The organism is Thermophagus xiamenensis, from assembly GCF_900112795.1.
In the GTDB taxonomy this organism is placed as follows: Bacteria; Bacteroidota; Bacteroidia; order Bacteroidales; family Marinilabiliaceae; genus Thermophagus; species Thermophagus xiamenensis.
Map to the genome: position 1 here is coordinate 100,486 of NZ_FONA01000004.1, position 14,546 is coordinate 115,031.

Consider the following 14,546-nt stretch of genomic DNA (forward strand, 5'->3'; position numbering starts at 1 on the left):
ATGACTAACCACAATAACTAACCACTAACGACTAACCACTAACGACTAAAAATCAGTAAACATCAATTTTAAAGCGTTTTTGCCGTTTAAGCTGATGAAGGTATTCTTTGGCCTTTTCGGGGGTCATTCCACCTTGTTTTTGGATGATTTCCGTAAGGGTTTTTTCTACGTCAGGAGCCATTTTTTTTCGGTCGCCACATAAGTATATATAAGCCCCTTTTTTAATCCATTGAAAGAGTTGTTCCTGTTTTTCCAGCAGTCGATGCTGAACGTAAACTTTTTGTTCCTGGTCGCGCGAAAAAGCCAGATCAATTTTTTCCAGAATCCCTTCTTTTAGGTATTTCTGCCATTCTGTTTGATAAAGGAAGTCGGAAGAAAACTTACGGTCGCCATAAAAAAGCCATGAATTTCCTTTTTGCCCCATAGTTTTACGGTGTTGCATAAAGGCGCGATAGGGGGCTATACCGGTTCCGGCACCTATCATAATGACGGGGTCACCATTCTCCGGAAGTCGGAAATTGTAATTTTTTTCTATGTAAACCAATAGTTTATCGCCCGGTTCTATGTTTTCGGACAGGAATCCGGAACAAGCGCCTACGCGTGTTCTGCCTTTGTTATTGAACTGAACTTTTGATACGGTTATGTGTACTTCTTCACCCACGGCCGCCTGGCTCGAGGATATACTGTACAATCGCGGGGGAAGAGGCCTCAACAATTGAACGAGATTTTCCGCTTTTATAGGAAAAGGAAATTCGTGGAGCAGATCCAACAAGTCATGCCCATACAGCCATTTTTCAAGTTCCTGTTCATCATTTAAAAGCTCTTGCAATGGTTCGAATTGTGTATGAGCTGCATATTTTTCAAGTATATCTCGAGTAAGAACTGTTATTTCGTAATGATGTTCCAATGCTTCTTGTAAAGATACTTTTCCGGCGTGGGTTTCAATTTTTTCGGACCCTTGATAATTCAGTTCCTTTAAAATATCCTCTACCAGACTCCGGGGGTTTTGAGCAATGACTCCTAATGCGTCACCGGGTTCATAGGTGAGGCCTGATCCTTCTAAGGAAATTTCCAGGTGATAAACTTCTTTATCCGATTCACGCCCTGTAATGCGCACTTTATCCAGAATTTCTGCCTCAAAAGGGTTGTGGCGGTTATATTCCGGGGGTGTATCTGCTGATTGGTCCCCGGTTGTTGTGTCAATGGGTTGGGAAACAGAGTTTTGTTTGTTTAGAATAGACAACGTTTTTTCTATCCATTGATTGGCTTTGGCTTCGTAATCCACATCACAGGTTTCTACCGGTAGGATAGGCGATGCACCGGCCCTGGAAAAAGCGCGGTCAATATCGATGCCGGTTTTGCAGAAGTGTTTATAACTTTTATCGCCCAGGGCTAATACCGAATATGTGACGCCTTCCAACCTGGGGGACCTCTTCCCGGTAATGTATTGATAAAAATCTTCTGCCATTAAAGGGGGATCGCCCTCACCATGCGTGCTTACTATTACCAGTATGTTTTTCTCGTTTTTTAATTGCCGGACGTTATATTCGTCCATAGGATAAACTGAGCTTTTAATGTTAAGCTTCAGTGCCTTTTCATGCAACGACTGAGCAATGGCAGCACTCCGACCGGTATGCGTGCCGTATAAAATTGTTAGCGGGATAGAACTGTTGTTTTGTATTTCCGAAATGGGCCCAGGCTGTGTCCTTTCAGTCGCCAGGGATTGATGTAACCCGTAAAAATAGCCGCTTAACCACAAGGCCTCAGATGATGTTATCCCTTGTGTTAACTGTTCCAGGGCTTTTTGTTGCTGCTCTTTTAATGGCAATGATTTTAGGGTCATTGTTTCTCTTTTTTAATAGTAAATGATTTTTTATTGGTTGTTTTCAAAATAATGCTTTATCCTGTCACGCGCTTCTATGGTGCCGTAAACATCGGTTCCGTTAGAAGTAACCGCAATGCGCAAATGGTCCTTTTGATAGATGGCCGGTGAGATGAACTGACAGAGTGCCGGTTGGTCATGAATATTTACCAAAACGCCGGCCTCGCGTCCATCCCTGACGATCTGCCGGTCCACTTCCGGATAGTTGGTACATGAGTAGACCATTAAAAAACCCGACAAATCGGCCTTTTCATAAGCTTTTATCCGATAGGGTATGCCACTCTCCTTTATTTCATCGCATACCTTCAGTGCAATTACTTCTACATCGGCATCAAACCGCTTCAGTATTTTTATCTTATTCCAGGCCGACTGACCGCCACCAATTACCAAAATCTTCTCACCTGTAATATCTATAGCTATCGGTAGAAAATTTTTTCCTGTTGATTTTCGCATGGTTAACATTTTTGACGGGGTTGTGTTTAAACTTCATAACATACAAAAAGCCCTTCCGCGTTACTTTTGCAGAAGGGCTTTTTGGGAGGGCAATACTTATTGTTGATGTCCGAATAATTAATCTGGTTTACCCTTCTGCAATAGATAATCGCAACACATACACATCATGGTACATGTCATTTCCATTATCTTATTTGCAGAAGGTCGTTGGTTCATTGCTATTCCTTTTATGTTACGTTATGGCTTAATTCCTACTAAATTTAAATGAATTAAATTTTAATATTAAATTTATAAATCTTTGTGAATTAGCAATTAATTATTGTTGCTGTTTCTTTTTTAATTAACCCTATTAATGTTGTCGGATTAACAGGACAAATATAAATGGATTTTAATTAAGTCAAAAATAAATCGGATGTTTTTTTCTGAAATTATTTTTCATGGCACTTCAAGGGTCGGGTATTCAATCCTCAAATAATTTATTTAATGTTTTGCTTTTAAGGTATTTATGAGTGGTTATACAATGAATTACTGTCCAATTACTATGAACTTAGCCATCCCCAAAAAAAGCTTTTGTGTATGGATTTATGTAATAACTATTTATCCCACGGTAATAAAATTGATAAAATTTACTTTTTGAATTTTTCTTTTTCAATTCCCCTTTCCCTTTGCAGGTGATAATTTATCCTCATTTTTGCTTTTGACCGAGATTGGGAACTAATATGTTGTATAACAATGATTAAAGTCTGAAAAACAGGAGGAAAAATAATTTGTACTTCCAAAACAGGCACAAAAAAATTTGCATGAAAAATTAATTTAAAGTTGATTAAAAAAGATGAATTTTTTAATTTTAGGGGCAATCATTATGGTATTGAGGTATACTATGATGAATTCGATAATGATACATATTTATAATGTATTGTGGGCCTATTATCGGGTGAATCTGGCTCAACCTCCACCTTTCAAGCAGCACAATTCTCTGTAACTTTCACCAGGTATTGATACTATTATAATAATTAGAGCTTCAACAGCAGAAATTGTATTCCCTTAAAAAAAAAGTTGATTGTTTAACCCTTAATCCTATTGAGCTATGAATACAAGACAAAATCAACTTTATCGTATGTTCCTTAATACCCAGTCGGTATTGGATAAATTTACGGATAAATGGAATACAGTACCTGTAATGGTGCAGGTGAAAAACCAATTGGATGAATTAATCCAGAGAATACAAAACCTGGACCAGGAAACCGTGGCCGACAGCCAGGTCGTAACTGTTCAAAAAGACCAGATTCTGGAACAATTGGCCATTAAGGTGGCTATTTTGTCGGGTATTATCCGTGCCTATAACGCGCTTAATGAAGATACCCCCTTGCCCGAAAATTTAAACATCAGCAAAACCGATATTATTAAAGCCCGTGAAGCTGATGTGGAAAGCATCGTTGCCCCTTTAATTGAAAAAGTTCGTTCCAATTTGGAAAATTTAGCCGATTACGGGGTTACCGAAGAGATGATCAATGAGGTGGAAACCACCCTCGATGATTTCAAAGCTTTAATTGGTAAGCCCAGAGAAATCCGCAACAGTGTCTTTGCCGCCATCAACTCTTTGGATGAACTCTTTGACAAAACCAGTGATTTATTGAAAAAGAGTCTGGACGGACTAATGCTCAGATATCAGCTCTCTGACCCCGTTTTCTATGATGAATATTCCCGGGCAAGGGTTATTGTTGATCAATAACAGTGTTATGTGGGATTCGTTGTTACTATTTGGCTTTATGGGCTATTTACGTAGTAACATATTTCAGAAAATGGTTTCGCTGGCTTGAGCAGACCGCCCTTTGTCAGGCTACGGTTTTCCGTACCGCAAGGGCGGTTTTTTTCCACATTTTGACAGCTTCGTTTTATTCGTGAAATTAAATTAGGTTTATTGGGTTTATAGAATATAAAAGTTGGTGGTTATTTATTTGTTATTAGTTCATTAACACTTATGACAGTTCCCTAATCACTATAAACTTTTTCTGCTTTTTGTTTCGACATTATTACGTGCCCCTTTGTGGCCAAAGTTACTATGCTCGTTTATTTAAGGCCAATAAATAATTTTAAAATGACTGGCAGAATCTGAAAATTCCGGATTTGTAATTTTTGAGAAGACCGGATAAATTTATGGTTGTTTTTAAATGATTGTTCTTATAATGAGTTGATAATTAAATATTAAATCATTATATGGGCAAGTCAAAAAAAAAGAAAAAAGCGCAGCCAAATCAGCAAGGTGGATATAAAAAATTTGTTTCGGACCTGATGGAAACCCTGGCGCTGTTAAAGCTGGACTATAAACTCTTTGATCTGCCACCACAGCAATTACGCTTTTGCTATGAATCATCTTTTCGCGTAAAAAATCCCCAGCGAGGTAACGACTTTATTTCTGCGAAAGATATAAAGTGGGTAGGGTTTATGGTAAAATATCATTACCGACATGCTCATACCGACGTAGGGGGATGTAAACTCACTTTTTATCAGGCAGGTCTCTTTTTAAGCCTCTGTTTGGGAACACAATTTTATTATTCAAAAAAAAGAGGCGACGATGATCCGTATGTGAAACTGATTAAGGATATTGCTTCTTTGCTGCTCCAGCAAATTATTGATGAATTTTCACGCACCTGTTATTTGGGACTATTAGTAAATAATGATCCTGTGCGTATTTATTATTCCATGAAACGGGATTTCTTAGTTAGCGCCGGCAAATTACCACGCATAGAATTTATTATCAAGCTCAGTGCCTATCCGGTTCGGGAAGTATCCTATAAAATTAATGGTAACGCCCGTCCCGCCTATCGTCTTGGATACTCTAAAATAGATGGAATGGATTGGGTAAAGGTGAGCGCCCGAAAGCTCAAGAATTATTATTCAGGCAATAAAAAGGAATTGCCCGTTTACATTCAATCTCATGCCATTATTAGGATGGTGCACCGACTTGATTTGTTCGATAACTTTTATTTGACGTTACAATTTTTTATTAATCTTACCCCATTGACCAATTTCATTTTTTACCGCGGATATATTTTAATCCCTTTTGTGGTCAGACGCATTAAAATGGGATACTTTATGGCTACCATTGTCAAAGATGTTTTACTTATCCGCACGTTCCTTTTTATTACGCATGGAAGCACACCTGAAGGGGATAGGCTAAGAGCTCTTACCGGTATGCAAAAGCAGGATTTAGCCTATTGGCGCATAGACCGCCTTAGCACCTTTTACGGCATGAAGGATTCCGATATTGAAAACCTTAGAGATATCTTCCAAAAAGCAGGGGCAGAAGATATCCTGAAAGTCAAAGATATTAAACTGGAAGGCTTAAATACAGGACCCAATCCCAATCTGGAAGGGTTGGTCAACTTTCTCCAATTAACCAATGAAAATCAAGAGGATGATCTTCAGCAGTGGGATGCTTTCCTGAATGATACAACGAGACCAATGAAAGATTGTTACAATAGCGCATGTTTAAATATTTCACAGACACAAGAGCCCAGGCAGAAGACAGAAGAGGTTCTCAGTGAATAGTGATCAGTCATTAGTCCAGTTAAAATCAGTGACTATTGGTTGATTATTAAAAACTTATTTAAAATTTGACTGACGCATTAATAGTTGTGAGTCAGTCATTGAAGTTGAAGGCTGACACATTTTTGGTTTTGGGCGGCTCACTAAAGTTGCCGACTGACACATTTTCAGATTCAAGTGAATCATTGAACTTGTAAACTGACGCATTTTCAGTTTAAGACCAATCATTGAAGTCGATAACTGAAACATTTTCAGTTTCAATTGAATCAACGATCTCGTAAGCTGACGCATTTTCAGTTTAAAGTCAATCATTGAAGTTGAAGGCTGACACATTTTCAGTTTCGGGCCGCTCATTAAAGATGCCGACTGACGCATTTTCAGTTTTGAATTGGGTAATGAATATTTGAAATACATTTATTAATATATTTTGGGGCAGACTAATTGCGCATAAACAATTTATTTACTGACCGTAGTGCAAACCAAATTAAATAAATATGTTATTTAAAGTCTATCTTGATAAATTTACGTTTATTGTTCAAATACCCCCCCTTTCGTAAACAAAGAAGGAGTTATTGCCAAAGGTCCCCATACTGTTAACTTTTAAAAGGGTTTTATAATCTTTTAAATTACCAAACACCTCTTGATGAACATCGTTTTCGGGTGAAATGGTGGTGATAACAAAATCTCTTTCATCGGAACTACCGTCCATATAAGTTAGATTTAGCTTTCCGTTTAAAGGATGGGCTTTATATGAGCCTATAAAATATTGTTCAGGGAGAATCATTGTAAATTTCTTAATTCTGGAGGTCCATTTAACATTTCCGGCATTGTCGAACTTGGTCACGTATAGGTCGAAATAAACAGGCCCCATGCTTGTAAACTTAAGACCTTCGGCAATCATCCAAAAGTCGTCCTCTTCATCTACAATGGGTTTGTCAACCATGAAGAAGAAAGGATATATAAAAATCTATTTTTTATTGGATTGGGGCGGAGCAACCTTACTATATTTTTGTGATAAACTTAAAAATAGTCCGGATAGATGATGTTTTTTATGTTTTTTTATCTTTAATATCTCAGTCCTTCCGCAATCATTTAAAAGCTATTCTTTTCGGCAACTATGGGTTTTATAAACCATTAAGAGGAAAGTATAATTTGTATTATTGTTTTATAAATATTTGAACCCTACGGGTTCGTTAAATTTAAATGTTAAGATATTCGGTTCTATCATCTCATTTATACGTCAATGTAATGGCAATGTTTATGAAATAATGTTGTCAACAAATATTTTAAAAAAAGTTACCGGGCCTTACAATAATTTACTTGTTTTGGATGCTTTTAAGGACAGCCATCAGCATGTCAGCCTTCAGGCGGGTTTTATAGTCTGGATTGATATATTCAAAGAGAATTTTCCCGGAAGTATCCAGCACAAAAACCGCAGGGACAGGAAGAAATCCCGGGTTCAGTCCGCCCGATTTTTCCAATAGCATGCCGGAATACCGTTCGGGTGCTTTGAAGGCCAGCCCCATGGCTTTTATTAATTTGCCTTCCGCATCGGAATAGAGGCTGTAGGCCAAATCTTGTTTCTCATCTGTAGCAATAAGGTTTTGAGGTGAATCGGGACTGATAGCAATGATTTGATAACCAAGGTTCACCACTTGGTTTTGGACACCTTGAATCTCTAACAGATGAGCATTGCAAAAGGGGCACCATCCACCACGATAAAACAAAAGAACAGTAGGCTTTTGTCCGACAATCTCCTTAAGTTGGAACTTTTTGCCATCGGGTGATGTAAGCATAGCATTCGGCACTGTTTCGCCATTCAGCAAAGGTGAAATATCTTCTGCCTTTTCGGGTAACTGGGCATTAATTAATATGGGGAAAAATAAGCCCGTTAATAAAATAAATGTTTTTGTTTTCATGATGATTGTAGGTTTTAATTGAATTATTTGTTTAAGTTAAATTCAGAATATTATTGTCTTCGGTAGATTGTGTATATTGAAAAAGATTTATGTGGATAGTGATCAGTCATTAGTGGTTGATATTTCGTCATTAATCTCTAGTTTACATCTTAAATATCTTTCATCATATATCTAAAAATCTTTCATCTATTAATCTCATATCTAATAATCTATCATCCATTCCTTTTATATTCCTCAATCATTTCCGGCACCGATTTATGGGGTCGATGAGCCGCCTTTTCAAAATCGGATTTAACGTTGAAAGCGCCCATTTTTATGCCTTCATAGATTCCGCCGATTATGGTTCCCAGCAATTCTCCCAAATCCTTTATTCGATTGTTCCGGAACTCTTCGACGGAAATGGCTTTATATTCCAGTTGGGTGTTAAAGGCTCGATTGATATATTCGGCCAGTTGAGACTGAGAGATGGGATTACCCACCAGATTATAAATTTGTCCGTTGAGTTCTTCCTCGGTCAGCATATGAACATAGGCCTCTGCCAGTTCATTACGACTGGTATAGGCGCAAAGGCCGTCCCCGGCAGAATTGATGATGGCACCGTCGGCAATATATTGTTCCAGATAATCCAGGTCGGGGTCGATGTAGAGTCCGTTTCTGCCAATCACCCACTGAAGGCCGGAATTTTTGATATCTTCCTCGGTTTGTCGGTTACTTCTTACTACCGGACTGAAGCCGTTGTTGTCAGGGTCGCCTATAATGCTGGTATAGACAATCTTTTTTACACCGTTAGCCTTAGCAGCTTCGATAATATTCCGATGTTGTTGAATCCGGTTTTGTGGCTGGTCCATACTTGAAACCAAAAGAAGAATTTCAATACCTTTTAAGGCATCATCAAATTCCAGTCGGTTATTATAATCTGCTTTTCTGACAGGAATTCCCAAATCTTTAGCTTTCTGCGGCGTTCGGGCAATACCGATTAGATTTTCTGTCCCATGAGTCGCAATAAATTTTTGCGCAATAGCTCTCCCCAGCTGACCACTCACGGCCGTTATGGCTGTTTTTTCCATTTTTAATTTTTTATAAGAATTGAAATATAGGCATTCGATAAACTAAGATTTTGTTTTTTTGAGGGAATACCATACATAAAACGAGCTAAAAGTTCTATTCTTTAACCCACAGTGAATCCACAAAATACCGGCGTTTATCAGTGAAATGATGCATCACTTTAAACCCGTACCGAGCAGCCATCTCATTGATGGTGGGGATATCATATTTTCGGGATCTTTCCATAAATATGGTTTCCCATTGATGGAACTGAAAAGACCTTTCGAGTTCTCCTATATGAACAGTTTGCGGGATTTTAGAGACCAGAAAACTATTAACTTCGCCGGAAGCGGGATCGTAACTGGTATGTTGTTCAAAGTTATCGATGTTAAAGTTGGCATTCAGCTCGCGATTGAGGCGTTCCAAAAGGTTGAGATTAAACCGGCGAGTATGTCCGTGCGGATCGTTATAAGCCTTCATAATTACTTGAGGTGATTTTTTTAAATCAAAACCAATGAGAACTTTATCGCCTTTTTGAGAAAAAGAGGCGATATCCATAAGAAACTCATGTGTTTCATTATCGGAAAAATTACCGATGTTTGATCCCAGAAATAATGTGATTTTAGGCAAAGCATTGAACCCATTTTGATTTTTTAGGGTGAAAAAGAAATCGCCGGTTTTGGTCTCTACTTTTAAGTTTGGAAAGTCTGCATTAAGACGAGTTTTTAGCTCTTTGTTAGCTTTAGCGCTAATATCAATGGAAATATATTGAAAGTTAATATGTTTTTTTACCATTTGTCTGAGCAAGATTTTTGTTTTCAAACCATCTCCTGAGCCCAGCTCAATCATGTTAAACATCCGGTTATGATGGCCAAAAGCCTCAATAATGGAGGCCTTATGTGAATTAAAAATTTCCAGTTCGCAATCGGTGAGATAGTATTCGGGCATGGCCATAATATCCTGAAAAATCTTACTGCCACGGTGATCATAAAGATATTTGGAATGCAGATATTTAGGATAGGCAGACAACCCGGATAATGTGTCGGCAGCCAGTTGAGAAAGCAGAAGCTTTGGTTCCATAATGAATTTATTTTTGTGGGGTCAGAGATTTGAAAGATTGTGGTTGCTCTTTAGGTAAGCCGGTTTCTATTGGGTTTTTGGGGTCGTTGCTCCATTCGAACCAACCACCGTCATAGACCGACACATGAGGCCATCCCATCAACCAGGCGTTGAACCAGGCTTCGGATCCGCGCCATCCGGTACCGCAATAGAAAGCCAGATGCTTGTCGGGTGTAATGCCGTTGAGCATCCATATATCGGCTATTTCATGATATTCTCGGGTGGTGTGGTCTACGTTGCGATAGTTTTCCATGTGATAGGCATCACTGCCGCAATCGGCAAATACGGCACCGGGAATACGTCCTTTGGCCTCGATGTAATTATAGCCACTTACTTCACCGATGTACTCGGGCCAGCTGCGCACGCAAACCAGCTCGGCCTTGGGGGATACCAGCATCTCTTTGGCCTGAGGCGTATCGACAAATAACTCAGGTTTTTGGGGAATAACCACTCCAAAATCCTTTACCGGTGTTTTGGGAATATCTGTGAAATCAATCTTAAATCCTGCGTCCTGCCACGATTGAAAGCCTCCATTTAAAATTCTCACATCATTTACTCCGGCATACATCATGATGAGGGCGTTTCGTACCGCACCAATATCTCCTGCGGCGCTGCCCGGAAATGCATCCTTGTTGTCGGGAAACATATACTTTCCATATAGGACTACGGTTGTGTCGGCGGTAATACCATGCGCTTCGAGAGCAGCTTTTAACTCTTGTGGTGAGCGCCGGTTCCAGGTTTCGGGTGCTTCCAGCGCCAGGGTATCCATGTCGATAGCGCCCGGAATATGACCACTCAGGTAGGCATCGCGATTGCGATAATGGGAATGGACAATAACAAATTTATCATTTTCATATTCTTGAGGTCTGCCTCCGTTAATGAGTTCGTTTACCCACTCGGCAGAAACCAGGTTTTTATACCGGGTAAGGTTTTGCATGGGCAAACCAATATGACAGGTCCATTCATCTACAAAATGATGATAAACAAATACTTTTTTATATCCCGATTTCTGAAAGCGGTCGGCTACTTCCAGTGTTTCCTGGGACGAATAACCGTAAACAACGATGTCATGTACCGGAAGAATATTTTTATGACGAACAATTTCAATCCAGTCGATATATTTTAGCCATTTAGCGGGCAGGCTTTTGGCGCCGGCAATATGACCTCTACGTTTTTCTCTGCCCAGTTTCCATCCATTGTAGGCTTCTGTAGGTCGAACGTCTATGATTTTTACGTTTTTCACCTTTAAAAGTCTGGATAAATCTGCTGTATTGATTTCGTGAATCATAAAAATCAGCGGTTTTAAGTTGTTTGATATTAATGCAAAGGTGTTCTTTGAGGGTGGATGATGGGCTTATTTGATGATATCCAATAACTTCATCAAAATCTAATTGTTAATCCTTGGTTATTTGGACCCCTTTCCAGAAAGCCAGTCTTCCCTTAATGCTTTGTGCCAAACCGGAAGGCGAGGGGTAATACCACGCTGCATCAGGATTTTCTTTGCCATCAACCATAATGGTAAAATAAGAGGCTGTTCCCTTCCAGGGACATTGGGTATGTGTGTTACTTTTCTTTAAGTACTTTGGGTTTACCGATTCCATAGGGAAATAGGCATTGCCTTCCACATTTACAATATCGTTGCTCTCGGCTATTATTTTCCCGTTCCAGATAGCTTTCATTTCATGATTGATAGAATTGTTTGTAAATTACTGATTAATTTGTGTATATGTCAATATTGATTTTTAAGAAAACGTTAAATTACCAACTTAATGCGGATCGGTTGCACGATAAAAAAGAAACAGACAGAAGGGATGGCTGAAGAGGAAAATAGCCATCTGATCACATATTTGCGGGTGGATGGTTTCCCATTCGATTATGCCCATGACAACTGCAAGGGCTGGTCTGGTTGTAATAGATTGATTAAGTTAATTTTGGGTAGAAAAATATTTATGACAGGGTATTTTTGAGAAAGTTATAACTTTAAAGATAAGGCCATCCGTCAGATTTGATGGCTTGTCTTTTTTTAAAAGTTGTACCAAATGTCGGCCAAATTAAACAAAAAGAAAACCGCAATTCTCTGTATTTGAAAGAATTGCGGTTCTAATCTGTGATTCCGGAGGGACTCGAACCCCCAACCTCCTGGGCCGTAACCAGGTGCTCTATCCAATTAAGCTACGGAACCTTGTGCTTTGAGTATCTCTTTTTCTCAAATGCGCTGCAAAGATATGGAAAATATTGGTTGTTTTCCAAAGCTAAGACATAAAAAAATGTTGATTTTTTTAGGCGCCCCTCGGCCAATTAAAAGTAATATTAAGGTTTTCAAAAGTTTGCATGAGTCTATTGAAAACAGAGATTTTTTTCAAGGAAAAAAATTTAAAACACTCTTTAACGATAGGTCAGTTCACAAACAGGTTGATAGTTTTACGGGGGTAAATTTATGAGAAAAATGTACTTTTTATTAACTGTTTGATATAGAGCGTTACATTAATTATTTTCCCCATTAATAAAGGGTTTAAATTCCCTCATTTTGCTTCAAACATTTAAATTTTCCTAATTTTAGCCGGATAAAAAGAAACGAGCATGGCGGCTTTTGCCACAAAAGGACATGTAGAAAAGACAAAGGCAGAAGTGCACAGGCAGAAGGCAGAAAAAGTGATTAGTCATTAGTCAACAAGTGGTTAGTGTTAAATAACTAGTGACTAACGACTAAACACTAAATGACTAATTTAATAACCAATATATCAATTAAGTAAGTAAAATTTATAAGAATAAATAATCAATACCAAAGGTTAATCCACAATCTCTTAAAAATAGTTGATTTAAAATTTGAAAAACATAGGTTCATGTACAGGGTTTATGTCATCCGCTTATCATTGATTGTATTAATTATCTTGAGTGGCTTAAATGCCTTTTCTCAAACCGATACGCTTCATTGGGACTATCTTTTCCCCTTAGACAATAAAATTGTAGTGAGCGGTAGTTTTGGAGAACTAAGGACCAATCATTTTCACTCAGGGGTTGATCTTTCGACGCAAGGAAAAATTGGATTGCCTGTATATGCCATTGATACCGGTTATGTGTCCCGAATATCTGTTTCGCCTTATGGTTTTGGTAAAGCTTTGTACGTAGCTCATCCTTCAGGATATACATCGGTATATGCCCATCTCAACTCTTTTGCCGGGAATATAGATTCAGTAGTGACGGCCCTTCAATATCAAAAGGAATCATTTAGTATAAATCATTATTTTGAGCCCGGCGAAATAACCGTGAACAGGGGGGAGGTTGTAGCCTATACCGGAAACACGGGAAGTTCGGGTGGCCCTCATTTACACTTCGAAATCAGAGAGACTGAACAACAACGGCCGATGGATCCATTATTGTTTCCCAATCCGGTAAAGGATGATGTAAGACCTCATATTGCTGGCATTAAAATTTATCCTTTGTCGGAGGATGCCCGAATTAACGGTAAACCTAATGCAAAATATTATCCTGCGGTGTTTTACGATGGGGCTTTTCATTTAAAACATCAACCACGAATTACTGCTTCAGGTATAATTGGTGTAGGTATTGATGTGATTGATTATTATTCGGGCTCGTGGCGAAAGTGCGGCGTACATAGTATTGACCTTAAAGTAAACGGACAACCTCTATATTTCTACAAAATCGACCGTTTTTTTTATCACCATACACGTTACCTAAATAGTCATATCGACTATGCTGAAAAAATTAAAAGTGGTCGCCTTATTCAAAAAAGTTTTGTTGACCCTTATAATCATAATGACGTTTACCGGATTGATGACCGACGCGGTGAGGTGGAAATGTTCGAGGGAGAGGAAAAACATTTTTTATATACCGTAAAAGATGTTTCGGGAAATGAATCTAAATTAAGTTTTCGAATTATGGGTGAAAAAGCGTCACCCGTTCAGTCTTCATCCAAACAAACTCCAAAACTTCGGATTGATGCCTCTTTGCCTTTTAGTTATGAAGATAAAAATCATAAAGTTATCTTTGAACCGGAAAGTTTTTATCTGAATATTAATGGTGATATTTCGGTTAGAGAATCGTTTGTGTCACTTTCCGGAACGGCAATATCGGTATTAGATAAAACCATTCCCGTCCATAAAACGTTTGTAATAAAAATTCCGATCGATACCTGCCAAATCAGTGTGAAAGGACTATGTGGAGCTAAAATTGGTGATAACCAAAAATTGGAATATGCCGGAGGAAGCATTGAAGGTACGTATTTTGTTATAAAAACACGGGAATGTGGAGAATATTTGATAACAAGAGATACAATAGCACCGCAAATTTCCTTGAAAAATCCGCCGGCGAGAATGGATTACAGACAAAAAAAGAAAATTTTGGTACAACTCAAAGATGATTTTTCAGGTATTGCGCATTATAAAGCAACCATTGACGGGCGGTGGAGTCTTTTTGAATATGATGCCCAAAAACATTTGTTAATTGGCTATTTGGAAAAAATACCGCTTCTTGAGACAGAAGCCCATGTGTTGATTCTTGAAGCAGAGGACGGTGCAGGTAATAACAGCAAGATTGAAATCAATTTCAGCTACTGATAA

General features: G+C 38.5%; 11 protein-coding genes and 1 tRNA gene. 3 read left to right on the top strand and 9 right to left on the bottom strand.

Annotated features, from left to right (window positions below):
- Positions 1-52: 52 nt before the first annotated feature.
- Complete coding sequence (locus tag BM130_RS03335) at positions 53-1,843, bottom strand: assimilatory sulfite reductase (NADPH) flavoprotein subunit (RefSeq protein WP_010528201.1); 1,791 nt, start codon at positions 1,841-1,843, stop codon at positions 53-55.
- Between the two features lie 30 nt (positions 1,844-1,873).
- Positions 1,874-2,335 carry a precorrin-2 dehydrogenase/sirohydrochlorin ferrochelatase family protein gene (locus BM130_RS03340; RefSeq protein ID WP_010528202.1) on the bottom strand — a complete coding sequence of 154 codons (462 nt, stop codon included), beginning with the start codon at positions 2,333-2,335 and terminating at the stop codon, positions 1,874-1,876.
- A gap of 1,087 nt (positions 2,336-3,422) precedes the next feature.
- Between BM130_RS03340 and BM130_RS03350 the strand changes: the two genes are divergently transcribed.
- Both BM130_RS03350 and BM130_RS03355 read left to right on the top strand, forming a co-directional pair.
- Complete coding sequence (locus BM130_RS03350; protein WP_138956923.1) at positions 3,423-4,067, top strand: hypothetical protein; 645 nt, start codon at positions 3,423-3,425, stop codon at positions 4,065-4,067.
- Between the two features lie 485 nt (positions 4,068-4,552).
- Positions 4,553-5,887, top strand: a complete 1,335-nt coding sequence (locus tag BM130_RS03355; protein ID WP_010528205.1) for a hypothetical protein — start codon at positions 4,553-4,555, stop codon at positions 5,885-5,887.
- 532 nt (positions 5,888-6,419) lie between these two features.
- On the opposite strand, the gene BM130_RS03365 is transcribed toward BM130_RS03355, so the two are convergent.
- The 7 genes from BM130_RS03365 to BM130_RS03400 form a co-directional block, all read right to left on the bottom strand.
- Positions 6,420-6,827, bottom strand: a complete 408-nt coding sequence (locus tag BM130_RS03365) for a hypothetical protein (protein ID WP_010528207.1) — start codon at positions 6,825-6,827, stop codon at positions 6,420-6,422.
- A gap of 373 nt (positions 6,828-7,200) precedes the next feature.
- Positions 7,201-7,803: a peroxiredoxin-like family protein gene (locus tag BM130_RS03370; RefSeq protein ID WP_010528208.1), complete on the bottom strand. Its 603-nt coding sequence runs from the start codon at positions 7,801-7,803 to the stop codon at positions 7,201-7,203.
- A 212-nt stretch (positions 7,804-8,015) separates the two neighbouring features.
- Positions 8,016-8,870: an SDR family oxidoreductase gene (locus tag BM130_RS03375; protein ID WP_010528209.1), complete on the bottom strand. Its 855-nt coding sequence runs from the start codon at positions 8,868-8,870 to the stop codon at positions 8,016-8,018.
- A gap of 94 nt (positions 8,871-8,964) precedes the next feature.
- On the bottom strand, positions 8,965-9,927 hold the full coding sequence (locus BM130_RS03380; RefSeq protein WP_010528210.1) for an L-histidine N(alpha)-methyltransferase: 963 nt from the start codon (positions 9,925-9,927) through the stop codon (positions 8,965-8,967).
- Positions 9,928-9,934: 7 nt separating this feature from the next.
- Positions 9,935-11,254, bottom strand: coding sequence for a rhodanese-like domain-containing protein (locus BM130_RS03385; RefSeq protein WP_010528211.1), 1,320 nt, complete (start codon positions 11,252-11,254; stop codon positions 9,935-9,937).
- A gap of 106 nt (positions 11,255-11,360) precedes the next feature.
- Positions 11,361-11,645: a DUF427 domain-containing protein gene (locus tag BM130_RS03390; protein ID WP_010528212.1), complete on the bottom strand. Its 285-nt coding sequence runs from the start codon at positions 11,643-11,645 to the stop codon at positions 11,361-11,363.
- A 429-nt stretch (positions 11,646-12,074) separates the two neighbouring features.
- Positions 12,075-12,148, bottom strand: a tRNA-Arg gene (locus BM130_RS03400).
- A gap of 661 nt (positions 12,149-12,809) precedes the next feature.
- Between BM130_RS03400 and BM130_RS03410 the strand changes: the two genes are divergently transcribed.
- Entirely contained in the window at positions 12,810-14,543 is a 1,734-nt protein-coding gene (locus BM130_RS03410) for a M23 family metallopeptidase (RefSeq protein WP_010528214.1), read from the top strand.
- Positions 14,544-14,546: the final 3 nt, after the last annotated feature.